This is a genomic window from Vibrio porteresiae DSM 19223, assembly GCF_024347055.1.
GTDB lineage: Bacteria > Pseudomonadota > Gammaproteobacteria > Enterobacterales > Vibrionaceae > Vibrio > Vibrio porteresiae.
On the sequence record NZ_AP024896.1, the window covers coordinates 696,572 to 720,566 of the forward strand.

Below are 23,995 nucleotides of genomic sequence, written 5' to 3' on the forward strand. Positions count from 1 at the left end.
AAACGAGTACATAACAACAGTTTCGTGTGCGTAAAAATGCTAACGCACTCAATTCATAAACAAGTGTTGCTTGGTGTGCAACACCACTGTAAGGACATAAAATGCCTACTATTACTCTTCCTGACGGCAGTCAGCGTCATTTTGACAATCCCGTTTCTACTCTAGAAGTTGCTCAATCTATCGGTCCTGGTCTTGCAAAAGCAACCATCGCTGGTCGTGTGAATGGCAACCGTGTTGATGCTTGCGATCTTATTGAAGAAGATGCCAGCCTAGAAATCATCACCACGAAAGATGAAGTAGACGGTTTGGAAATCGTTCGCCACTCATGTGCGCACTTATTGGGCCATGCTCTTAAACAGCTATACCCAAATGCGAAAATGGCAATCGGTCCAACCATCGACAGCGGTTTTTACTACGATATCGATTTAGACCATTCTCTATCTCAAGAAGATTTGGAAACGATCGAAGCTCGCATGCTTGAGCTAGCAAAAACCAAATACGAAGTTGTCAAAAAGAAAGTCAGCTGGCAGGAAGCGCGCGATACATTTGAATCACGCGGCGAACCCTACAAAATGGAAATTCTTGATGAGAACGTAGCTCGTGACGACCGTCCCGGCTTGTACCATCACCAAGAATACATTGACATGTGTCGTGGTCCACACGTACCAAACATGGGTTTCTGTCAAAACTTCAAACTGCTTAACGTAGCAGGTGCTTACTGGCGCGGAAACAGCGACAATAAAATGTTGCAACGTATCTACGGTACTGCGTTCCACGATAAGAAAGCACTAAAAGCGCATTTGACTCGTTTAGAAGAAGCGGCAAAACGTGACCACCGTAAGATTGGTAAACAGCTAGACTTGTTCCACATGCAACAAGAAGCACCGGGTATGGTGTTCTGGCACCACAACGGTTGGAGCGTATTCCGCAGTCTAGAACAGTTTGTACGTTCTAAACTAACCGAGTACGATTACCAAGAAGTAAAAGGTCCTATGATCATGGATCGCGTTCTATGGGAACGTTCTGGTCACTGGGATAAATACGCAGATGCAATGTTCACGACTTCTTCTGAAAACCGTGAATACGCGATCAAACCAATGAACTGTCCAGGTCACGTGCAGATCTTCAACCAAGGTCTAAAATCGTACCGTGATTTGCCATTGCGTATGGCTGAGTTCGGTTCTTGTCACCGTAATGAACCATCAGGTTCACTACACGGTATTATGCGTGTTCGTGGCTTTACTCAAGATGATGCACACATCTTCTGTACTGAAGATCAAATTCAGCAAGAAGTGTCATCTTGTATTAAGATGGTGTACGACACATATAAAACCTTTGGTTTTGAGAACATCGCTGTTAAACTATCGACTCGTCCTGAAAAACGCGTCGGTAGCGACGAAATCTGGGATAAATCTGAAGCAGACTTGATCACTTCTTTGAATACTCTGGAAATTCCATTTGAGATTCAAGAAGGCGAGGGTGCTTTCTATGGTCCTAAGATCGAATTCACACTGTTCGACTGTATTGGTCGTGCATGGCAGTGTGGTACGGTTCAATTGGACTTCAACCTACCAAGTCGACTAGGTGCGACTTATGTAGGCGAAAATAATGAACGTGTTGTTCCTGTAATGATTCACCGTGCGATTCTGGGTTCTATTGAACGCTTTATCGGTATTCTTATTGAAGAATACGCTGGCTTCTTCCCAACTTGGTTGGCGCCAGAACAAGCAGTTGTAGTGAACATTACCGATAAACAAGCTGATTATGCTCAAGAAGTGGCTCAAAAACTACAAAAATGTGGTATTCGTGCAAAAGCGGACTTGAGAAATGAGAAAATTGGCTTTAAAATTCGCGAACACACTTTGAAGCGTGTTCCGTACATGCTGGTTTGCGGTGACCAAGAAATGGAAGCCGGTGAAATCGCAGTACGTACTCGTAAAGGTAAGGATCTCGGTAAATTTAAATTGGATGATTTCATTGAGCATATCCAATCTGAGATTGCTAGCCGTAAGCTTAATCTGGAGGAATAAACTATTAAAGGCGGAAGACGTGGCCAAGTGCCGGCCAAACAAAACCAGCACCGTTTAAACGGTGAAATTCGTGGCGTTCGTGAAGTTCGTTTGACTGGCGTTGACGGTGAATCTGTTGGTATTGTATCGATTCAAGAAGCACTAGCTGCTGCAGATGAAGCTGGTTTGGATCTCGTAGAGATCAGCCCTAACGCCGAGCCACCAGTCTGTCGTGTGATGGACTACGGCAAGTTCCTCTTTGAGAAGAGCAAGGCTACAAAAGAGCAGAAGAAAAAGCAAAAACAGGTCCAGATCAAGGAAATTAAATTCCGTCCTGGAACTGATATAGGTGACTATCAGGTAAAACTACGCAACCTGTTACGTTTCCTTGAAGAAGGCAACAAAGTGAAAGTTACTATTCGCTTCCGTGGCCGAGAAATGGCTCACCAAGACATCGGTGTAGACGTTCTTCATCGTTTGAAAGAAGATACCGCTGATTATGCAGCAGTAGAATCTTTCCCGACGAAGATTGAAGGTCGCCAGATGATCATGGTTCTAGCCCCTAAGAAGAAGTAATTAACGGCATTCGCAAGTAATTAAGCTGGCCGTTTTAAGCGGCCAGTTTTAATTCGCCTTAATTACTATTGTTATTTAACTACTACAATGCGGAGTTATTCATCATGCCTAAGATGAAAAACAACAAAGGTGCTGCTAAGCGTTTCAAGAAAACTGCTGGTGGTTTTAAGTTCAAACACGCTACCAAACGTCACATCCTGACTAAGCGTACTACTAAGAACAAACGTCAACTACGTCCAAACTCAATTCTTCCAAAATGTGAAGTTGCGGGTATCGTTCGTTGTCTGCCATACGCTTAATTTGTTTTTAGTTAGTTATTAATTCGTTTAGTTTAGGAGAAGCATAATGCCTCGCGTAAAACGTGGTGTACAAGCTCGTGCACGTCATAAGAAAGTTCTGAAACAAGCTAAAGGTTACTACGGTGCACGTTCACGTGTTTATCGTGTAGCTTTCCAAGCAGTTACTAAAGCTGGTCAATACGCTTACCGTGACCGTCGCGCTAAAAAACGTCAATTCCGTCAACTATGGATTGCTCGTATTAACGCTGCGTCTCGTCAAAATGGTCTATCTTACAGCCGTTTCATCAACGGTCTTAAGAAAGCATCTATCGAGATCGACCGTAAGATCCTTGCGGACATCGCGGTATTCGACAAAGCTGCATTTGCAGTTCTAGTTGAAAAAGCGAAAGCTGCTCTTTAATTAGCAGTTTGCAGGTTTAAGATAAAGGAGAGCTTAGCTCTCCTTTTTTCTTGTCTTGATTTCGCCTATAACGGTTCCCGTCCCAATCCCTTTCTACTCTGCAGCTCTCTATTTCCCTTGCTAGGAACATCTAAGCAGATATCTCATCACTTCGGTTTTTTTTAGCTTCCTTACCAAAATAGGTTGCAAATGTTGATATGGTGTCCAAATTAATAAATGAAATAATGTTTCATTTTCTATTTGGTGGCAGATCACGTTTGGTGATTAGGCATTTTAATTCGCTTCTCCGTATAGTTTTTAAGTGTTGTGATGCATATGTGGTTGTTCAGTTTTTGTCAGCCATTACGCACTAAACACGACCCAATAACGTGTAACGGAGAATAACGATGAAAAAACCTCAGTGGATGTATCACTACTGGTGGAGTCGGGGAATAACCTTGCTGCTCTTATCTCTATTAGCGATAAGTAACAGCTTTGCGAGTTCAACGACGTTTACCAATCCTATTTATGAAAATGGCGCCGATCCTTGGCTCATTTATTATCACGGCAACTATTATTCAGCGACCACAACCTGGAGTTCGCAGTTAGAGATGCGCAAGTCGCCTACGTTGGCGGGATTAGCCGATGCTACTCCTGTGAATGTGTGGTCAGAGACGGACTCTTCCCGTTGCTGCAATTTTTGGGCGTTTGAATTTCACCGTTTAAATGGTCCAGATGGCTGGCGCTGGTACATGCTGTATACCTCAGGACAAAGCGGTACCTATGATTATCAGCATATTTCGGTGCTAGAAAGCCAAGGTGATGATCCGATGGGACCTTATGAATATAAAGGTTCTCCTCTGGAAGATAGCTACAATATCGATGGGAGTTACATCACCATCAAAGGTCAGCTTTATCTGATGTATTCGCAATGGAATGGCGCGTATCAGCAGCTCTACATTGTCAAAATGTCCGACCCTTGGACGACATCAGGCTCACCTAGTTTACTCAGTACTCCATCTTTAGACTGGGAACAAGTCGGCATGAACGTTAATGAAGGTCCTGAACCTTTGATTTACAACGGTCATGTTTATGTTGTCTACTCGGCAAGTTATTGTGCAACGTCGAGCTACAAATTGGGCTTGCTGGAATTGACCGGTGATGATCCATTGAGCACAGACAGTTGGACTAAAGCCGAAGATCCTGTCTTTGAATCGGCAAATGGTGTTTATGCTCCTGGTCATAATGGATTTTTCTCTTCGCCTGATGGTACAGAAGATTGGATTGTCTATCACGCTAACGCCAGTGCTAGCGATGGTTGTGGTACGACACGTTCTTTGAGGGCGCAATCTTTTACATGGAATAGCGACGAAACACCAAACTTTGGTGAACCTGTTGCAACCGGCACTGCCATCGCGGTTCCCTCTGGTGAAAACGGTCCAATGCAGGTTAAACCTCAAGCACCAACTCTGACATTAAGTCATTACACCATCAGTACAAGTGGTACCAGCCAACTCGATAGTTCGATGGAAGTGATTGTCGATCAAATTGGCGATGGTGTTGTACGGTTGGCCAACTCAGAGGGGAATTTCTTAGCAGGGGCTCAATGCAGTAGCACTCAAGCATTTTTACCATGGCAAAACGCCGATTGTCAGAAATGGGTCTTTGCCGTGGATGACAATGGATTGTTATCGCTGACCAATGCAACCAGCAATGAATCTTACGCTGCCTGTGGAGGAGACGATTGTGCCACTGGATGGAGTTTATCGACGACAGGTGATGTGGCTATCGTCAGTGGTCAAAGTGGTCGGGTGCTAACATCAACCGGTTCATCTACCGAGCAGCAAGCCTGGAGTGGGGACGAGAGTCAAATTTGGCAAATCAATCCTCAAGCAAATGGGACAGTCACGTTAACGGCTGGCAGCGATGCCGATACCTGTTTAAGTGCCGGCAGCAGTAGTACTGTATTTGCGAGTTGTACTAGCTCAACTGCACAATGGTATGTGCGGCCAAGAGACGAAGGAGGATATCGTTTTGTCTCCGCATATAACAGTAAATTGCTCGATTTGACCAATTGTGCGTTAGATGACGGAACGGCTGTCGGTGTCTATGCAGACCTTGATAACATTTGCCAGCGTTTCTATTTAAGAGATGTGAGCACATCAAACGTCGTCAACACCACGGTCAGTGGAACGTATCGAATTACCCCATTGGTCTCCGGTAAAGCGATTGATATCACTAACTGTGGCACCAGCGATGCAACGAATGTTGAGCAGTGGAGTTGGCTGAATAACGATTGCCAAAAATTTGCGATATCCAGTGTGGATGAAATTTGGCATCGAATTTCTCCACTGAATGCGCCCAATCAGGCGGTTACGGTGAAAAATGGGTATCGTACCAGTAATACCAACATCGAATTGAGCAGTTATGATGAAGGTTGGGATCAACAATTTCGTTTTCAGGTCGCAGGTTCGGGAAAGTGGCGGATCATTAATCGTAATAGTGAGCTGTGCTTACAAGTGGTCGATGGTTCAAGTAATGATGGAGCCAATATTGTCCAATACAAATGCATAGCGGGTGAGACTGCACAGATGTTTAGTTTGGTGAAACAGAATTAAATCGAATGCGATAAAAATAGGTGCGATAAGCACCTATTTTTATTACTAACACTTTAAAATAGTTGAAGTGATTATTTTAAATAGTAGAAAAGTTATAAAATACATCTGGATTATTAAAGTGAAATAATCCCTAGTTATAATTTATTTAAATGTAATGATTTCAGCGAAATTGCTAATTTTGTGTAATTGAATTTTAGTGCTCAATACATAGGCTTAATGCCTTTGGTTTTATTGTATAATTACAAGTTATCTTAATGATACTATTTGATATTTTCGCTATTCATCCAACTTTTTTATGTTATGTTGATGGCCGTATAAAAATGGCATTAATGGTTTATCAATAAAAGAGCACCGGCAACAAATAATTATTACCGATGCCCATACTTTAAAGTAATAAACGATGTAAGTATAAGGGGTATTATGAAAAGAATTAAAAACCTTCGTGATTATATTTCCCAATTAAATGAACTTGGCGATATTGTCGAAATTTCACGGGAAGTAGATGCGTATCTGGAAATGGCGGCGATTACACGTCGTAGTTATGACCTTTGTTCACCAGCGCCAATTTTCAATAATATTAAAGGCAAATTGCCAGGTTTAAGAGCGATGGGAGCTCCTGCGTCACTGAGCTCTTTACCAGAATATCCTGCCGCTCGCGTTGCTCTTTCAGTTGGTTTGGATCACACCGCAACTTGGACCGACATCGTAAAAAGTTTGGCTCAATCTAAACATAATGACCCAGTGCCACCAGTTCTCGTTGATACAGCGCCTTGCAAGCAGAACATCTTACATGGCAAAGAGGCTGACCTAGACAAATTCCCGATTCCATTTTTACATCAAGAAGATGGTGGTGAATATTCCAATACTTGGGGTACCATTGTGGCTCGAACTCCTGACGGTAAATGGACTAACTGGTCGATTGCGCGTATCCAAAAATTGGACGGCAAACACATGACTGGACTGATTCTCATGCCACAGCATATTGCGATGGTGTGGGAAGAGTGGCGCAAAATCGGTAAGCCTATGCCTTACGCTTTAGTGCAAGGTTGTGAGCCTGCGTTACCTATCGTTTCTTCAATGCCTCTTGGTGATTGGGTTGATGAAGCCGATTACCTTGGTGGTCACTTTGGCGAAGCCATTGAAGTGGTACGTTGTGAAACGATTGATCTCGAAGTGCCAGCCAGCTCTGAGTTGGTGATTGAAGGTCACATTTCGACCGAAGAGCGAGCTCAAGAAGGGCCATTTGGTGAATATGCTGGCTATGCAGTGAAAGGTACCAGCATGCAACCGGTCTACACGGTGGAATGTATTACCTATCGTGATGAGGCTATTTGGCCGTTTATTCCCGAAGGTCGTCCAGTCGATGAGTTTCACACAGCAGTCGGCGTTGCGATGTGCGCTGAAATCCTCGATAGCTTAAATCAAGCGGGTCTTCCTGTCACAATGGCATGGTCGCCATTAGAAACTGCCGTGCATTGGTTGATCATCACCGTACCGAATAACTGGCGCGAACGACTGCCAAATGTAAGCAGTGAAGAGTTCACTAAACGCATCGGGGAAAAAATTTGGAACACCAAATACGGTCCCAACTGCCCAATGATCTATGTGATGGACGATGATATTGACCCAACGAATTACAAAGATGTGTTGTGGGGAATGGCGACTCGCGTTCATCCAACACGTCATCGTGTGGAAAGCTTTGGTGAAATTCTGCCATTGTTAAATTGCTACGATGCTGACGAGTGCCACGATCACCATGCTATCCGAGTTGCTCACGACTGTTTGCAACCTGCATTAGGAGACGGAAGATTGAATCATAGTTCATTTGCGGGTGCATACCCTGAAGAACTGCAGAAAAAAGTCATTGCTAACTGGGAATAAGACGGCAGTGATCAAGGGATAAAGTGCAAAAGACAGCGCCGAGGCGCTGTCTTTTTATCTGGGTTACTGTTTCTGGGTTACTGCGTTTGGATTTAACAGAGGGATTTTTGATCTCACTCTTCGACTAACTCACACAGGGAATCTTGGCTGTTGAACCGATATTCTTGCATCGATACGAACAGCACTTCATCACCGCAACGTACTTGCTGGGTGATCAGCGTTTGCTGAGCTGCAAAGGTGTAATGCTCATGTCCCATAACGTATTGAATGACACCAATATTGCATCCCAGACCGATCAAGGTTGCAATAGCCACTCCCGATTGGGTATGCAACCAAAATGGCGCTTTGGCCCACATGGTTTCCCCAAGCTCTTTCTTTAAATAATAATCAAGGTTGGCATAAGAGGCACAAATCACGCCAGGGACAATGCTGTAAACAATGGCCGGAATGGTGAGATGAAAGTGATAATCCACGTAGGTCAGAAGGGCTGCCCATAGGGATGAAACGCCGGTAATGATAAAACCCTTACGATACATCTTCTTCGCAAAGTAATAGAGCGGACCAAATAAGAAGGCCAAAAAGTTGGTGCTGATAAGCAAACGCTGTCGCCAAGCTAAGGTTCGATAACGTTCACTGCGCACTATTTCGCCTCGGGATCTTTTGATTGCTTTAAGTTGATCAAACAACTCAAAACGCTCAAGCCATTTTGAACTGAGTTGTGACTCTTGAGCCACCTGAGTTTCCATAGTCATTGAAATCTCTCTTTTTTATTTTGAGCGCCATGACGAAGGGCGCTTACCTAGCCAATGATTTTTATGCAGCGTATTTTCGCTGCTATTGTGTTTTGAGAGTGTAACCGAACTCCGTTTTGTTCTGTGTTAGGAGTGTTGTGGTTAATTTTTCACCTTAGATAAAGATCACACTATTTTGTCGGTTATGCGTCAATTTGCCTTTAGCTGTTGTCTGAACAACATGTTTGTTTGGTGGGTGAGTAAAACGTGAGCGTTGACGACCCGTTTTTGGGCAGAAACTCTCATAGTTAACCGAGCAGTTCACCCTCCATACGCTTAAGATAAACAGCACAAAAACACTATTCGCTGAGCATAGAAACCGATGAGCAGGTGAGCTGTAAGGCTCAGCTAGCTTAGGTTGGCATAAGGTAACAAAATGGCATTTGATTACGGTTCAATTAATCTTGGAATTAAAAACCCGTTTAAGAAAGAAGGGTTGATCAACACCATCGGCGGTGTTCTCGTTGCTTTTATTGGGGTTTACTTGCTGGTGCAGGCTGCTTCATCAGTCAAACAAGACATCCTCGCAGGCTGGGTCTTCGCCCTATTTGGTTTAGGGATCTTAGTGAGTGGTATCTGGACACTCTCTGGCGGAGTCTCCGCAATGCTGCGTTATTTTGTTGGACGAAACCATCCGACATCGTTGGCCAAAAACTTTAGCGAGTCACAATCTCAAACTTCAGCACAAGAAGCGAATTACGTCGCCTATCAAGGCAGTGAATTGACCGAAATGTTGATGGGCAGAAAAAACACCACGTTCGTTGAGCCACAAGGCATTATCGCTCGTCTGTTGCATAGTCTCGTTCCACGTCTGACGTTTATGCCGTACATGATTCGTAACCAAGCTCAGTATCTCTTTGCTGCTTGGGTGAAAACCGCGTTGATCTTTGTTGTGTATGCCCTCGTTGCATTTGTCACTTTGGCGGGGTTTGCTGGTGAAATCGGCCAAACCATTTTCCCAGTTTACTCGGTGTTCGTGGTGCTTCATCTACTGAAAACTTGGCTTGGTGCGGGGCGTTTTATGGCTACGCAGCGTGAGGTCGAAAAAGGGGTTGATGGCCTAAGCGTGCTTGATGTTGCTAAGACCATTGCGGCTGCGATTGTTATTCCAACGCTGATTGGCTTGGGACTGCAGTGGTTATTCGTCTTGCTAGGCATCTCATCTGATAAGGTTCAATCCTCAGTTCATGATTGGCTGAACCTGCACCCGCTCTGGTTTATGTTAATGACCCTAGTTGGTGGGGCGCTCGTCACAGCGGTCAATATTCTATTGCTCAAAAAGCGCTTGGCCTTTGGCGATGCGGTAGCCGAGGTTTCTGAGTTACGCGAAAACTGGCAAGAAAGCATTCATCCCAATGAGATCTTCATTAATTTGGATAACTTGGTGATGGCGAATCGTCGTTATCAAGAAGCACCGAACCGCGTGTATAAAATGTTGGAGCCAGCGTTAAACGAGCAAGTGGATGGCAAAGGGTCATTTCGTGGAGAGATGACGCAAGAAGTGCAGCCGCGTATTCATTCGATGGATTTAGGTAAGGCGTATGATCAAATCCGTTTGTGTTCGGTGATTATCGGACGAGTGCTCTTTATCGTTGCGGCATTAGTGACCGTCTGGCTCGCTTACAGCGTGATTGACGCTTACCATGCTGCTCAAACTGCATCAGATGCCAATGCTCGTCATGCGGCGGCGCAAGTGTGGAATGTGCTGGGTAAGGAGCATGTCTCTGGCTTGATTCAGTTGATAGTTAGTGGCTTATTGCTGCGCGCATTTGCCCATATTTTGGTCAAAACGGGGCATCTTTTTTACGCAGAAATGCTGTTTGAAAGTAACCTTATCTACATCAAAGTAGAGGGCACCTTTAGTGAATCGAAGATCTCCACAGGGACGGGTATCAATGATTCAACCCGTTCCGAGAATGTTTTGGTGCGTTCAAGTATTACTCCTTGGGTGATTGTCTCGCGTATTATTTCCAGCACGTTTGCTTCAACGGGGATGCGAAACCTAGAATACCCACGCTATATCTTGGAGATGCATAAAAACGAAGCGGAACTGGCCAGTATTAAGCACGATATGCGCGCGTTCCTTAAAGATCGTGAATCGATTGCATCGATCACCAGTGAGCGAGATTTGCATAACGCTTCGCAGATTCATGAGATCAACCAGCAAACCCGCTCAATGCAGGCTAACTCTAATGCAAACAGTGCGTTAGATAATGAACAATTGGGTAAAGCGGCAGGGTATCTTGAACGCTCCCAATCATCAGATCCAGAGTAAAACTCCTATCATTATCACTGTTACAAGGCTCGCTTCGGCGAGCCTTGTGCGTTTCAAAACCAAGCAATGTGAGCGATGGCTAAGCCGTTTATAAGCTTATGATTCTCCGCTTAGGACCTATTTCTTTACTCTGACCACTCAACGTTATGAGTAACAGGTGAGGAAACAGTGACTCAATCTTATCAAACTATGATTGCCGATTATTTGGATATCTATCAACGAGTTCAGCAGTTTATTACCCGCGAGTGTAAAAACGTAAAGGGGTGGAATACCCGCTTTTTAGAGCTGAATCTGCTAGGTAGCAAAAAAGAGATCGCGTTTGATGAGGCTGAGTTAAGTCGCGTTCTGTACATCGACAAACAGAAAGTGCGCCACTTCTTTGTGGTGCATTACTGGATGCGTCATGTACTGCCAAACGAATTGGGTAACCGAGTGAGCAAAATTGCTGTTCGTGCCGACCGAGTGCTGGTACGCCTTAAAACGGGTCGTTTGTGCCATGTTGGCCCAAAAGGTTTAGCGCAACTGATGTCGCGTACCATGACCGCGGCACTCTCATACGAAGGATTGGCACAAGCGCATCACGACATGATGCAAGTGCTTTGAACGACTAAAGCGGGAAATAAAAAATGGATGTGATTCAAGTACAAGGTGCGGCAGCATCGATAGCCAGTCTTTCTTTCGACGATGTATCCATATTTGTGATGACTGTGGTGGGGATTATTGGCGCGCTTTTATGGTGGGAGTCGAATCAGGCCTAGAACATAAAATTGTGTTGGTATTGATGCTAAAGCAAGGTAGATTAAGTCGTTCATTTGTTTCGATTCATTCATGCTCAGCACACTTCTTGTTTCACCTCTTGTTGATAGGCTGGCGCATCCGTAATTAAAGGTATTTCATGTTTGCCGCGTTTATATCGGCGATTTTGCCGGTGATGATCATTGCGTTGGTCGGGGCTTTTCTCAGTAAACGCACCGCTTATCTAGACGATCCTAATCTTCCTAAATTGGTATTAAATGTCGGTATGCCGACCTTGCTACTGCATTCGATGCTGGGCACTCATATCGATTTTCTTGGTATGGGAAAACTGGTGTTGGCGTCCGCTTTTGCTCTGGCTGCTATGGTGGTGGTGACGCTGGTGGTGCTGAAAATCATGAAGTTGGATCGCCGCTACTATCTCCCTATTCTCGTTAACCCTAATACAGGCAACTTAGGCATTCCTATTGCGTATGCACTGCTGGGGAATGACGGGCTGGCTGGCGCTGTGATTATCTCTTCAATCATCGAAATCAGCCATTTTACGTTGGGTATTGGCATGATGTCTGGAAGCTTTAATCCTCGACGTTTGCTCGCCAATCCGCCGGTGATTGCGTTAATTATTGGCTCGATCATTCTTGGTTTGGGCATTCCGGTGCCGACCTTTATGATTCGCGTATTTGATATGTTGGGCAGCATCACGGTTCCGATTATGCTGTTGATGTTGGGCCGTTCATTAGCGCACATGAAAGTGCATGAAGCGCACTGGGGACGTCTCTCTATTTTGGCTTTGTATCGTCCAGCCATTGGTTTTGCTATGGCGTTAGGCGCTGCCACTTTGTTTGGTTTGTCACCGCTGCATATGGCAAACCTACTTATCGCTTGTTCCATGCCTGTGGCCGTGCTCAATTACATCTTTGCGACGCGCTTTAATGGACCAGTCAATGAAGTGGCGGGGCTTACGTTTTTGACGTTACCGACTGCGTTCATTGCATTGATTTTTATTAAGATGTTCTTTATCGGTGCCTAGGAAGTTGTCTTCAGTACGATGACGATTAAAGAGTGTCATTGGTTACCAAGAGACTTTTGTTTCTAAAAAAGGTGCTTCTAAAAAAGTGCTCTTAAAAAATGGTGCTCCCAAAAAATGATGCGCCTAAAAAATGAAACAAAAATGCAGAACCTAGGTTCTGCATTTTTTATTGCGAACGAAGCACAGTCCCGGCTATTTCTTATCTTGCGATAACACCACGGTATCGTACATCACTGCGCCACCTTCCAACGTAAAACGAATTTGGTTCTCACCTCGTTTGAGCAGGTTGGCGGGCACTTCAATAGAGGCCAAATGGTACAGTCCACTTTGCAAGGCACTGCGATAGATGGCCTTGTCATTGTCGTAAGCAAGAGTAGTGAGGCTTTGTCCATTGACCAGCACTTCGACAGTCGGTGTCGTTGGATCGGTCATTCCACTGTTACTTGCCGCAGCAAACGCTACGTCAAGGCGTGCCTTTTTAGCATGTCGAAGCGTAAAGTGAATGTCCCAACTGCCACCCACCTGAGTTTGGGCATAGTACCAATCGTGTTGAGCACGGCTTTTGCCTATGGTGTAAGTGAGATTAGCTGGAACCTCATCTTTCCAGCGATAATTACGTTCTTGATGAGCAAGGGCAAACTCGTCGGCACGGCGGTTTGATTGGCCAATTTGCCAAATAACATCACGTTTCCAACGCGGTACGGTGAGATTAATCTCTTGATGTCGGCTAGTGATAGACAGCGGTTTTTCGAACAGTGTGCCTGTTTGCGATCCTGCTAGTGCATAAGCGGTGAGTTGATAATCACCAGGGCGAATGTTATTGAGCGTAAAGTGGCCGTGTTTATCGGGTTTCACTGAATAGGAGTACCCCAACGTTTCCGTATCAAAGGCTTCCCCCGTGGCGGATGTGAGCACCAATTGCACTGGGTATTTCGCTTTAATCGAGCCAGAAAGCGTGCCGCGCTCGAGTGGGTAACGTTCATCACTCATCCATGGATAAGGCCACTGTTTGCGTTCACTCTGAGCTTGTTTGGCGGCATCTTTAAGCATCTCTTGTGAGCTGCCTTGATTGATATAGACAAACCACGGCCCATAGAGTTTTTCCCAGCCGGACGGTGCTTGCATGTCTGGGCTACCTAAATGCGCACCTGTGAGGTAATTGAGAGCAATGCCATCTTGATGGACAATCAGCTCTTGCATTTGCGGATCGCCCGGATAGTACTCATAGCTGGCAGGGATCATCCATGCGCCATAACCGCCACCATACACACCCCAGAAAGGTGCCTCGCGGGTATAGTTGGCCAAATCGTATTTGCTGTAATAGGAGCCATCATTGAGCTGCCAAGTTTCGTCTTGAATTTTGGTCAGTTCATCAAGCTGAGCGTACAGCAAAGGCGTGTCGGAGCGTAAGCCGTTATAGACCGTATCCATTACTCGCGCATCAAAACGATAGACGGTGCGCAGTTCAGCAACCCGTTGGGTTGTCTCATGCGGGTTTTTCGCCACCACATAGCTGTAAATCCCTGACATACCATCACGCAGAATAAAGTGATATTCGAGTTGTAAATAGGCATCGTCCGCGCCAGTAAACAGCAAATGCACTTGTGAGGTCGATTGACTCACAACTTGATAGCTCGTTGGCACAAAGCTTTTTCCTCCGCCGCTAACCCCCGTGTGGTAATCGAGATAAAAGGTTTGCACATCAGCAGGGTCGGCGTGCAGCGCAGAGAGGTTTTCGACTAGGTTAACACCGCCAGTGGGGTGGATATCGGTGACGGTAGCGTTGGTCGTATCTAGGGTGACTGAGAGTTGGTTATTACTTATTGTGACAGTGTCACCTGATTGGGTAAGGGTGACATCAGCAAGTGCATAACTGCTGGTGACCAATAACCCCAACGCGATAAGTGTGCGACTTTGTTTTAATGATTTCATAGGGTTGTCCAAGTTTAGGCTGATAGAGGGAGCATAAGGCTCTCGCTCATCCCTAGCGTTTAGGCCGGGGATTTCTCTCTCAGTATCTCCAGTCTCTTTCACTTTGCCTTAACGACTCAGCCAATTGGATAAGGGGGCTGGCATAAAAAGCGAGCCGCGCTTGATCGGTTTAACAAATGATGAAGGGGAACCCAAAGGCAGGGCAAAGCTCTAACGAGCCCTAAAATGACAGCAAATCAGACGGATAAATGGCACTTAAACAAAAATTAAATAAATACTGTATATTTATACAGTTGCATGGTAACCTGTTGCTCTAGTTGAATAATTCTCTGTAAATAAATGAACGGTAGGGAATGTATGGGCTCGCGAGTAGGGCTTATCGCTCTTAACAGGTCGGTAAAGGAGTAAAACAGCACCGACGTGTTATTGGTGGCGTCACGCGACAGAACCTGACCGTCATAATAGGGAAAGGATGAGCATGCCAACTATCAAACGTTGGGAATTTGAACAGTTTCCATGCGGAGAAATCTACTCGCAGCGGATTGATTTCTCTGTTGATGACCACCAATTTTTTATGATTTTCACCCCCGTGATCTGTGATGACACTGCCTATGTGCAGGAGCGAGAATCACAGGTGGGTTTTGAGATTCCGGAGCAAAGTTATGATATTAAATTTGATCGGGTAGAAAATTTTGAGAGTGGACAGTTTTATGCTCCTCCAGCTGCAGGATACAGTTTTATGGGATTGGAGAAATTGGCTCGCTTAGGAATAGGCTTATGCCGTTTAATCGAATTCCATCGCTCTTTAACGGGGGCTCAAGTCTATTTTGTGTCGGCAGAGAATCTAAGGCTCAAGCACTTCTATGATCGCCTTGCCAAAAAGTATGCTGTTGAATTAAACTACAGCGTAAACACTGGTTTAGGTGAAGAGGGGCTTGATTATGCAATCAAGACATCAGAGTACAGACAGCAAAACCAAAGAGCGGAAAGTCGAGGCCATGCGCAAACTCAAGCAGGCTTACGAACGCGCTCAGGCTGAAGGTACGGTTAACACCTTGAAACCAGAAGCAAAACAATCTTAAAAGCACCGCAAGGTGCTTTTTTTATCCCTGCTGTTTATCTCGTTGGTGACTGTTCGATTCAGCGCGTATCGAGCGTTTTTTGCGCATGTTGATGCTTATTGCTAATGGCAAAGATGAATGGATCACAGATTTGTGCTGAAACTGAGTATTAATGTGATGTGTTGATATGTCTGCCCACATAATTGATGTAGGCTGAATTGAAGTAACTCTCTGAGGTATAAAGAATGAATCGTAAAGCGAGGGATTTCGCCATCCATTGTCACGGCGCGCAAAAATATGGTTCTGATCCTTATGTTAGTCATCTTGATGCGGTCGCTATTCTCTGTTTGCCGTTTGGTACAGACGCAACCACTGTCGCGTATCTGCACGATGTGGTGGAAGATACCCCAGCGACAATTGATGAGGTCAAAAAACGCTTTGGTCCTTTTATCGCCAGTTGTGTGGAAATATTAACTGACAAACCGGGAGCTACTCGGCAAGAGCGTAAGTCCAAAACCTATGAGCGTATGTCACATGTGGCGGGTCGTGAGAAATTGGCGCTGATTGTGAAGGCTGCAGACCGGTTATCTAATTTGCGTATGTGCACTATTACTCAAGATGACACTCGCCTAGCCATGTATCGAGGTGAACATCCACAGTTTTTCCAATGCGCCTATCGCAAAGGTTTGTGCGATGATTTCTGGCAGGAAATGTCACGTTTACTCGGTATTGAATGGGTTCCCACCTTGTAGGTTGCATCTTCTAAATATTCTCAGCCCTGCTAGCGAAATTAACACATACTTATTGTATGGATATGAAGGAGATGCGTGTCTGTCATGAAGAATAATGTGCAGTTTTTATCGATGGTTCTCGATTCCATGACGGATCACGTATCAGTAATTGATGCTCAAGGGGTTATCCAATACGTAAATCGACGTTGGATTAGCTTTGGCGAGGAAAACTCACAGCCAAACCAATGCAGTGCTCATTGGGTCGGGGTCAATTACATTGAGGAATGTGATAAAGCGGCCAAGCTCGGTGACGATTTCAGTATCAAAGCGGCACGAGGTATTCGCCGGGTTATTGCGCATCAACAACAGAGTTTCTATCTGGAGTATCCGTGTCACAGCCCAGAAGAGCAGCGTTGGTTCATGATGCGGGTCACGTGGTTTGTTTCTGGTGATCAAGAGTATTTTGTTATCTCTCATCAAGACATCTCCAAACGTAAAAAAGCCGAAGATCATATCCGTATGTTAGCTAAGTTGGATGGTCTGACGAACATTCCCAATCGTCGCAGTTTTAATGAATTTCTCCATCAAGAGTGGCAGGTCGCCCAGCGTAAACAACATCCTATCTGTTTAGCCATTTTTGACTTGGATTACTTTAAGCTGCTTAATGACACCTATGGTCATCAAGCGGGGGATGATTGTTTGGTCAAATTCGCTACCTTACTCAACCAATTTGCTGATCGACCTCATACTCAGTGCTCGCGTTACGGCGGCGAAGAGTTCGCATTAGTGATGGGCCAAACCTCCATTGAGCGTGCTCTGGCGTTGATTGAAGAGTTTAAAGTTGCTTTAGCAGCGCTTAAAATTCATCACAGTCACAATAGGGCCGATCGTTATGTGACGGTCAGTGTCGGATTGGCGCAATGTATTCCCAATCCCCTTGAAAACGAAACCACCTTAATTGATCTCGCCGATGGTCTGCTCTATCAGGCCAAGACCAATGGGCGAAATAAAATTGAGAGTGCCAGCCGAACTGAGCCTGAGCCACATTTATGATGTTTCTTAAAATAAAAGTGTGTTATACCCAAATGACCTCAAGATGCAGAATTCAAAGCTTCATCAACGAGCCTAGGTCAAGCTCAATCACGGTCGGAATGGTTATTCCCTTCCAACGTGATTGGGCGTAGAAATAGGCTCGTTGATGAGCTCCCAAAGAGCGAGTTGTCTTCGCTCCTATGCTGCGTTACTGATTTTCTACGTAGAATAACTATGTCTTCAAATCAGTGCCTTGCCTAAGAGCGAATACATTCTCGCTGAAACAGCATCTTGAGGTTACTTGGGTATATCCCAGAGAGATAACGTAACGCTAGGGAATGGTATGACACTCTTTTTCAAACCTATTGATGTTGACCACGATGGTCACTCTTGCATTGAATTTCGCCGTGATTCTTATTTCTGCAGCTTTGGTCATTACCAAGGTGTGGAAGAGAGTCTTCAAGGTTATACAGATCGAATCCTTACGCGGCAGCAAGATGAGCGCTGGCACTTTTGGCATGTCTGGAGTGGAGACAGCGATCAAACCTCACTGAAATTAGTCGGCCAATTGGATTTTCGTACTTTTAGTGACTATCCAGAAACGGGCTATGTTCATCTTATGTACGTGACACCTGACCAGCGTGGTAGCCAAGTGGTCGCTAAAATGCAAGCGTTTCTAAAATCCCAGTTGAAAAGCAGTGGCTGTCGCTATGCCATCTTGTCCGTTGCCCAGCACAATCAGCGCGCAATCGCCCATTATCAAAAGCAGGGGTGGCAGTGTTGGAAGGCCAATCCTAAGCATGTTGAACCCTTTGATTTTTACCGTTGTGAGTTGTAATTGATGAAGAGCATTAAAAACATCACTTGGCCTGCCGTCATTCATTTGCACGGCGATGATGAGTTACTAACGATTGCCAATCAGGATGAGTTGAACTCGTTTCTTGATTGGCGTTACACCGAACAAGACCGTCTTATTGATGCTGATGGTCACTGCTTTTCCCTTGCGCCAAACTTTGCTCCAACTTCGCAGTGCATTTCCGTTGATGAAGCCAGCGAATTGGTGCAAAAACACACCTTTAATGAGGGGCAAGTGTGTGTGACCAAGATCTTTTTTAAAACAATTGCCGATGCTTGGCGGGCACTGTAATCGTGGTGATAGGGCTTTGGCATGCACGTCTTTTGAACGCGAACTGTTCATCTCTTCGCCAATAAGAAGTTTGCCAGCCTTTATGGATAATGTTTTAGGTTATTAACAAAAAGCCTCATTAGTGTTTATATCTTTGTATCTTATTGCTCTATATAGCATTTCTGATAAGAAAATTTGACCGATTCCCCAATTCAGGGCGATTTAGGGGTCGCATTCTAGGTCATCTCCAGTTAGACTCTGCTGCAAATTTTTTATTCGTCTCGAACGGTGATTTCCTACGTTGTATTGTTGGCATCGATGATGAACATGAACAACGTGTTACATGGCCGATCAGACAGACTATACGCAAATAGGGTTCTTTTATCTCCATGAACAAGCAAGGTGTAACCTCAAAATTTCGCCGCATTCTGTTTATCGCAGCTATCGCGAGTGGCACTCTTTTCGGTTGTAATGAACCGCCAGAAATTCAGAAAGTAGAAGGATATGCTCAGGGAACGACTTACCACATTAGCTGGTGGTCCGACAAAGCTGTTGATACCCAAACCGTACAGGCGCAGTTCAAAGAAAAACTCGAGCAAATTGATAAAGAGCTATCCACTTATCGTGATGACTCTTACATTTCCGAATTTAACCAAAGCACCAGCACCGATTGGCAACCCGCTTCTCACGATTTTATCCATCTGATTGAAGTGGCGCGTATGGTCAATCGTGACACCCAAGGTTGTTATGATCCAACCGTAACGCCGCTATTCAAGTTATGGGGTTTCCAGAAAGGGACTCTTGAAGTACCAAGCGACGATCAAATCGCGGCGGTGAAAAAAGAGTTAGGTCTGGATAAAATTCTGATTGATAACGACACCATGCGCATTCGTAAAACCATGGCCAATGTGCAGCTAGATTTCTCGTCGATGGGTGAGGGTTATACCATCGGTAAGCTCAGCAGCATTCTTGAATCTGACGGTATCACCAATTATTTGGTGGAATTTGGCGGCGATATGAAGATTCGTGGTCATAAACCAGAAGGTCAAAAGTGGCGTGTAGCGATTGAACGTCCTATTCCAGCCGATGAGGGTGTAGAAGCATACCGTATCGTGACCATCAACAATGAGAAAGGTGTGACGCTTGATACATCAGGTACTTACCACCACTCATTTGATGCCCAAGGGAAGAAGTACTCACATATTCTTGACCCGCGTACAGGTGCGCCTGTGACACACGATTTGGTTTCTGCTTCTGTGTTCGGTGACGATCCTGAGATCAGCGATGCATGGGCAACGGCGATGTTGTGTCTTGGGCCGCAAGTGGGTAAAGCGGTTGCACTGCGTAAGAACCTAGAAGTGTTCTTCATTGAAGGCGATAAAGAGCATCCAACCAGCTTTATGAGCGAAGCGCTCTCAAAATCAAAACGGGTTACGTTTGATCAAACCGCTAAATAAGCAGAGATTGAAGCCAACCAAGTTGGCGCTCAATCAATAAAGAGTGCAATAGCTCTAATGCAATAGCATAAAAATGGCCACTTTGTTGTGGCCATTTTTGTCTCTGGTTTATAGGGTGAGTTCGTGCAGAGATTCATCTAGTGCGCCCACTAACCAGTCAATATCCTGGGCTTGGAACGCCAATGGGGGACGCAGTTTCAATACGTTACCGTGTGGGCCTGCCACTGAGGTCAGCACTTTTTTATCACGCAGACGCTCAATCAAATCCAGAGCCAATGCTTTGTTGGGATTTTTACTCTCTTTGTCTGTCACCAGTTCAAAGCCGATAAACAGACCGGCACCGCGAACATCACCGACACATTCGTACTTCTCTTGCAGTGTTTGCAGCTCTTTCTTCAGCTGTAGGCCGATATCAAGGCTGTGTCGTTGCAGATCCTCTTCACGAATGACATTGAGGACAGCTTGCGCCGCTGCCATCGCGACAGGGTTACCGCCAAAGGTATTAAAGTAGGGGATTTGGTCACTAAAGGCAGCCAATACATGGTCTTGCGCGAACAGCCCCGAAATAGGAATGCCGTTACCCATAGGTTTACCTGTTGTCACCACATCCGGCACGATACCGTGGCGGGCAAAGCCCCAAAACGCTTCGCCGGTACGAGCAAAGCCTGGTTGAACTTCATCGGCAATGAAGATGCCGCCATTTTTATGGACAACATCAATTGCAGCACGTAAGAATCCTGCTTCACCCGGTAATACGCCATCGGAAGAGAAAATGGAGTCGGCCAAAAAGCCAGCAAACTGAATGCCGTTGGCTTTCATATCATCAATTTGTGCTTGGATCTGCTGGGCAAACCATAAGCCGACATCTTGCCCTGCTAAACGGTAGTGATCCGGCGGCGCTACTAAGCGGGTGGTCGGAGCCAGCGGTTGACCAGAACCTAAAGCAGGTGAAGCGCCAGAGGTGAGCTGGCTGGTGCCGTGATAGGCTTCTTGGGTGACGATAATGCCCGTACCGCCTGAATAGGCTTGCGCAATTCGAATGGCCAAGTCGTTTGCTTCAGAACCCGTACACATGTACATGGCTTTATTCACCGCCGCTGGCATAGTGCGCATGATCTCTTCGCTGTAATCCAAGATGCGTTCATGTAGATAGCGAGTATGGGTGTTGAGTTCACGCATCTGACGATTCACCGCTTCAATGACCGCTGGGTGGCAGTGACCAATACTTGCGACGTTGTTATACACATCCAAGTATTTGTTGCCATTGGCATCCCACAAATATTGACCTTCACCTTTGACCAAATGCACCGGACGGCGATAGAAGAGGCGGTAGGATTCGCCAAGTAACTTAGCGCGTTTATCCGTTAATGAGCGAGTGTGTGAATCGAGAGCTTGGGCGTGTTCGGCGCGAAAGCTATTGGTGTCCATGATAGTTGAGCGTACGACCATAAATCCTCCGGTCTAATCAATAGTCAGCATCGTGCTGTATGGATTCATCATGGACGCCTAGCGAGCAAAAAACTTGACCTGAGAGAGCCGATTTCGTGCTCTAAAGTCAACTTTACCCCTCAGTTGACCGCACAATCGTAACATCGCAGCCAAACTCCATTCTCCGGTCAAGCGCTGCTTAGCATTTCAATAGATGCTAATCCTGACCCAATATCAGGAGGCGATAATGACTATGGATATGTCAAAAGAGATAAAGAAGGCGCAGTTAAGCGAGGCGGTTTCTAGCAAGCAGGTCGAGATTGCGGCAGAACAATACGACACTCTCAGTGATGAAGAGATAACCAAGCTGGCGAAATGTGCATTGCAAAATTACGCCAAGGAGTATCAAGGCGAGCTGAGCTTATTATGCCGCTCGGAAAATGCGACATTTAAAGTGGCTACAGCGGATAAACAATATGCGCTGCGAATTCATCGTCCTAACTATCACGATAAGCTGAGTATTGAGAGTGAATTGGCATGGCTCGCAGCGCTCAAGCTGCAGGGGATAGTGACACCGAATCCGATCGAAAATTGTGCGGGAGAGCGGGTTCAAACGCTTGATGTGTCGGAGCAGGAACAGCGCCATGCGGTATTGTTCGATTGGATCGATGGCACTATGCCGACCACCGATGTTGATCCCAAAGCCTACCAAGCATTAGGGGCGATCATGGCGCGCTTACATATGCAAAGTATTCAGTGGCATAAGCCAACGGGTTTTAAGCGGTTGGTATGGAATCACCACAATATGGTAGGTCAACAAGGCTACTGGGGCGCATGGTCGGATGTCGCAGGTTTAAGCAAGAGTGACATTGAGCTCATCGAGCAAGTTCTCGATATCATTGCTCGCCAACTGACCTATTACGGTAAAGCACCTGACCGCTATGGTTTAATTCATGCAGACCTTCGTTTAACTAACTTACTGATGCATGAAGAGGGGACGCGAGTTATCGACTTTGACGACTGTGGTCTTGGTTGGTTCATGCACGATGCTGCGGCTGCCATCAGCTTTTATGAGCATCATCCGCTACGCGATGAGTGGCTGAAAAATTGGCTACTTGGATATCAATCAGTGCGTGCCTTAACGGCTCATGACTTGACGATTTTGCCCGTGATGATCATGCAACGTCGGATCCAGCTTCTGGCGTGGGTGGGTTCACATAGCGATACCGAGATGGCGCAAAGCCTAGGCGATGATTGGATTTACGAAACGGTTCGTCTGTGTCGTGAATTTCTCGACCAAGAGTTAATGGCGCTACCGCAGGCGGTTTAAACCGCCGTTAGGACGTTTGCGAGGCGAATGCACAGTGAGAGTGCGTTCGCCTTTTTTTGCACCATCGATAACAGAGTGAATCTTGCTTTTTCAGTGGCCATATTTAAATACTTATTGAATATCAGATAGATAGTTCGGGATGTAATCGATCTGCTGTTGGTGTGATTTTTGCAACTCGTTTCCTATTAAGTGGCACATCGTTAGTGGGGAACAAGTCATGCCTTATTCCAATCTCAATCCAACCAACATGATGACGCACAGCGGGATAGCGGCGACCAATCGTGGCGTATTAGCGGCTGCAGCGACGGGCTTAGATGGGTTTATTCGCCAAATGGGCGGTAATACTGATACGATTTTGGGGCGCAGTGGTGTGGATCCGGAATGGCTGATGCAACCCACTTCCAGTCTCACTTTGGTGAGTTATTGTGAAGTGTTGGAACAGGCTGCTCAAGCGACAGGATGCGATCATTTCGGTCTCTATTATGGCAAACAGTTTATGCCGCAGCAGTTGGGTTTGCTTGGTTATATTGGTCTGTGCTCACCAACGGTAGGCGAGGCAATCCAAAACGTGGCGCGCTGTTTTCACTGGCATCAACATGACACCTTTACCCAATGGGTTGAGCAAAAAGAGGCATGGCGTTTTGACTATCAGATTCGCCATGGGGCGATTATGGCTCGTCGCCAGGATGCGGAGCTGACCATGGGAATGATCGTTAATTTAGTGCGCCAAGCTGCGGGCCTGCATTGGGCTCCCAAGGAAGTTCACTTCGAACATCCTGCTCCTAGCGATTGGCATGAACACTGTAAGGTGTTTGATGCCCCAGTTTATTTCAATCAACCTTTTAACTCGCTCGTGATTGCGAAAAGTGTATTGCAGCGCCCGATGCCGTCGCACGATCCGCTGTTATTGCCTTTGATGTTTGCGGCACTTTCGCAGATCAATTCCACACCTACACGCCAAAGCATGACCGAACAGGTCAGCGCCCATATACAACATCAGCTAGCGCAAGGTGAGCCCCAATTGGAGGCGATTGCACTGCAAATGGGGATTACCCGGATGTCTCTGCAGCGGCAATTACGTCAAGAGCAACAATCTTTTCGACAACTGGTGGAGCAAGTGCGCTGCGCGATGGCCAAGCAATATCTGCAGCAAGATCAACTGGCAATCACCGATCTGGGGATGATGTTGGGGTATTCAGAAACCAGTGCTTTTTCAAGAGCATTTCGCCGTTGGTTTGGCGTCAGTCCAAGCCGCTATCGCCGGCAAAGTTAAATCGTCAAAATGAA

General features: G+C 45.7%; 21 protein-coding genes. 18 read left to right on the forward strand and 3 right to left on the reverse strand.

Annotated elements, in window-relative coordinates; translation table 11 throughout:
- Window positions 1-101 precede the first annotated feature (101 nt).
- From thrS to OCV11_RS19730, 6 genes are all read left to right on the forward strand, one after another.
- Complete coding sequence (thrS, locus tag OCV11_RS19705; protein ID WP_261897720.1) at window positions 102-2,030, forward strand: threonine--tRNA ligase; 1,929 nt, start codon at window positions 102-104, stop codon at window positions 2,028-2,030.
- A gap of 27 nt (window positions 2,031-2,057) precedes the next feature.
- On the forward strand, window positions 2,058-2,585 hold the full coding sequence (gene infC / locus OCV11_RS19710; RefSeq protein WP_261897721.1) for a translation initiation factor IF-3: 528 nt from the start codon (window positions 2,058-2,060) through the stop codon (window positions 2,583-2,585).
- Window positions 2,586-2,689: 104 nt separating this feature from the next.
- On the forward strand, window positions 2,690-2,884 hold the full coding sequence (rpmI, locus tag OCV11_RS19715) for a 50S ribosomal protein L35 (RefSeq protein WP_004727973.1): 195 nt from the start codon (window positions 2,690-2,692) through the stop codon (window positions 2,882-2,884).
- Window positions 2,885-2,930: 46 nt separating this feature from the next.
- Window positions 2,931-3,284, forward strand: coding sequence for a 50S ribosomal protein L20 (rplT, locus tag OCV11_RS19720; protein WP_004727974.1), 354 nt, complete (start codon window positions 2,931-2,933; stop codon window positions 3,282-3,284).
- A gap of 386 nt (window positions 3,285-3,670) precedes the next feature.
- Complete coding sequence (locus tag OCV11_RS19725; protein ID WP_261897722.1) at window positions 3,671-5,881, forward strand: family 43 glycosylhydrolase; 2,211 nt, start codon at window positions 3,671-3,673, stop codon at window positions 5,879-5,881.
- A 420-nt stretch (window positions 5,882-6,301) separates the two neighbouring features.
- Window positions 6,302-7,762, forward strand: coding sequence for a UbiD family decarboxylase (locus OCV11_RS19730; RefSeq protein WP_261897723.1), 1,461 nt, complete (start codon window positions 6,302-6,304; stop codon window positions 7,760-7,762).
- Between the two features lie 113 nt (window positions 7,763-7,875).
- Here OCV11_RS19730 and OCV11_RS19735 read toward each other — a convergent pair whose 3' ends face one another.
- Window positions 7,876-8,514 carry a DUF2628 domain-containing protein gene (locus OCV11_RS19735; protein ID WP_261897724.1) on the reverse strand — a complete coding sequence of 213 codons (639 nt, stop codon included), beginning with the start codon at window positions 8,512-8,514 and terminating at the stop codon, window positions 7,876-7,878.
- Between the two features lie 415 nt (window positions 8,515-8,929).
- On the opposite strand from OCV11_RS19735, the gene OCV11_RS19740 reads away from it, so the two are divergent.
- The 4 genes from OCV11_RS19740 to OCV11_RS19755 all read left to right on the forward strand — a co-directional run bounded on the left by OCV11_RS19740 (window position 8,930) and on the right by OCV11_RS19755 (window position 12,611).
- Window positions 8,930-10,828 carry a hypothetical protein gene (locus OCV11_RS19740; protein WP_261897725.1) on the forward strand — a complete coding sequence of 633 codons (1,899 nt, stop codon included), beginning with the start codon at window positions 8,930-8,932 and terminating at the stop codon, window positions 10,826-10,828.
- A 168-nt stretch (window positions 10,829-10,996) separates the two neighbouring features.
- Window positions 10,997-11,431, forward strand: coding sequence for a hypothetical protein (locus OCV11_RS19745; protein WP_261897726.1), 435 nt, complete (start codon window positions 10,997-10,999; stop codon window positions 11,429-11,431).
- 23 nt (window positions 11,432-11,454) lie between these two features.
- On the forward strand, window positions 11,455-11,586 hold the full coding sequence (locus tag OCV11_RS19750; RefSeq protein ID WP_261897727.1) for a hypothetical protein: 132 nt from the start codon (window positions 11,455-11,457) through the stop codon (window positions 11,584-11,586).
- A 137-nt stretch (window positions 11,587-11,723) separates the two neighbouring features.
- Window positions 11,724-12,611, forward strand: coding sequence for an AEC family transporter (locus tag OCV11_RS19755; protein ID WP_261897728.1), 888 nt, complete (start codon window positions 11,724-11,726; stop codon window positions 12,609-12,611).
- Window positions 12,612-12,803: 192 nt separating this feature from the next.
- On the opposite strand, the gene OCV11_RS19760 is transcribed toward OCV11_RS19755, so the two are convergent.
- Entirely contained in the window at window positions 12,804-14,543 is a 1,740-nt protein-coding gene (locus tag OCV11_RS19760) for a polysaccharide lyase family protein (RefSeq protein ID WP_261897729.1), read from the reverse strand.
- A gap of 478 nt (window positions 14,544-15,021) precedes the next feature.
- Here OCV11_RS19760 and OCV11_RS19765 point away from each other — a divergent pair, with 478 nt between their 5' ends.
- The 6 genes from OCV11_RS19765 to OCV11_RS19790 all read left to right on the forward strand — a co-directional run bounded on the left by OCV11_RS19765 (window position 15,022) and on the right by OCV11_RS19790 (window position 19,950).
- Complete coding sequence (locus tag OCV11_RS19765; protein ID WP_261897730.1) at window positions 15,022-15,582, forward strand: hypothetical protein; 561 nt, start codon at window positions 15,022-15,024, stop codon at window positions 15,580-15,582.
- A 267-nt stretch (window positions 15,583-15,849) separates the two neighbouring features.
- The gene (locus tag OCV11_RS19770) at window positions 15,850-16,356 is read left to right on the forward strand and encodes an HD domain-containing protein (RefSeq protein WP_261897731.1); all 507 of its coding nucleotides are present in this window, start codon (window positions 15,850-15,852) and stop codon (window positions 16,354-16,356) included.
- Window positions 16,357-16,440: 84 nt separating this feature from the next.
- Window positions 16,441-17,388, forward strand: a complete 948-nt coding sequence (locus OCV11_RS19775) for a sensor domain-containing diguanylate cyclase (RefSeq protein WP_261897732.1) — start codon at window positions 16,441-16,443, stop codon at window positions 17,386-17,388.
- Window positions 17,389-17,710: 322 nt separating this feature from the next.
- Complete coding sequence (locus OCV11_RS19780; RefSeq protein ID WP_261897733.1) at window positions 17,711-18,205, forward strand: GNAT family N-acetyltransferase; 495 nt, start codon at window positions 17,711-17,713, stop codon at window positions 18,203-18,205.
- A 3-nt stretch (window positions 18,206-18,208) separates the two neighbouring features.
- Window positions 18,209-18,514, forward strand: a complete 306-nt coding sequence (locus OCV11_RS19785) for a DUF4144 domain-containing protein (RefSeq protein ID WP_261897734.1) — start codon at window positions 18,209-18,211, stop codon at window positions 18,512-18,514.
- 368 nt (window positions 18,515-18,882) lie between these two features.
- On the forward strand, window positions 18,883-19,950 hold the full coding sequence (locus OCV11_RS19790; RefSeq protein WP_261897735.1) for an FAD:protein FMN transferase: 1,068 nt from the start codon (window positions 18,883-18,885) through the stop codon (window positions 19,948-19,950).
- Between the two features lie 108 nt (window positions 19,951-20,058).
- Here the strand turns inward: OCV11_RS19790 and OCV11_RS19795 are convergent, their stop codons facing one another.
- A complete protein-coding gene (locus tag OCV11_RS19795) occupies window positions 20,059-21,399 on the reverse strand; it encodes an aspartate aminotransferase family protein (protein WP_261897736.1) in 1,341 nt (446 codons plus the stop codon).
- 226 nt (window positions 21,400-21,625) lie between these two features.
- Here OCV11_RS19795 and OCV11_RS19800 point away from each other — a divergent pair, with 226 nt between their 5' ends.
- Both OCV11_RS19800 and qhpR read left to right on the forward strand, forming a co-directional pair.
- Window positions 21,626-22,708 (forward strand): phosphotransferase enzyme family protein, encoded by a 1,083-nt coding sequence (locus tag OCV11_RS19800; RefSeq protein ID WP_261897737.1) that lies wholly within the window; start codon window positions 21,626-21,628, stop codon window positions 22,706-22,708.
- A gap of 217 nt (window positions 22,709-22,925) precedes the next feature.
- Window positions 22,926-23,981 carry an AraC-like transcriptional regulator QhpR gene (gene qhpR, locus OCV11_RS19805; protein WP_261897738.1) on the forward strand — a complete coding sequence of 352 codons (1,056 nt, stop codon included), beginning with the start codon at window positions 22,926-22,928 and terminating at the stop codon, window positions 23,979-23,981.
- Window positions 23,982-23,995 lie beyond the last annotated feature (14 nt).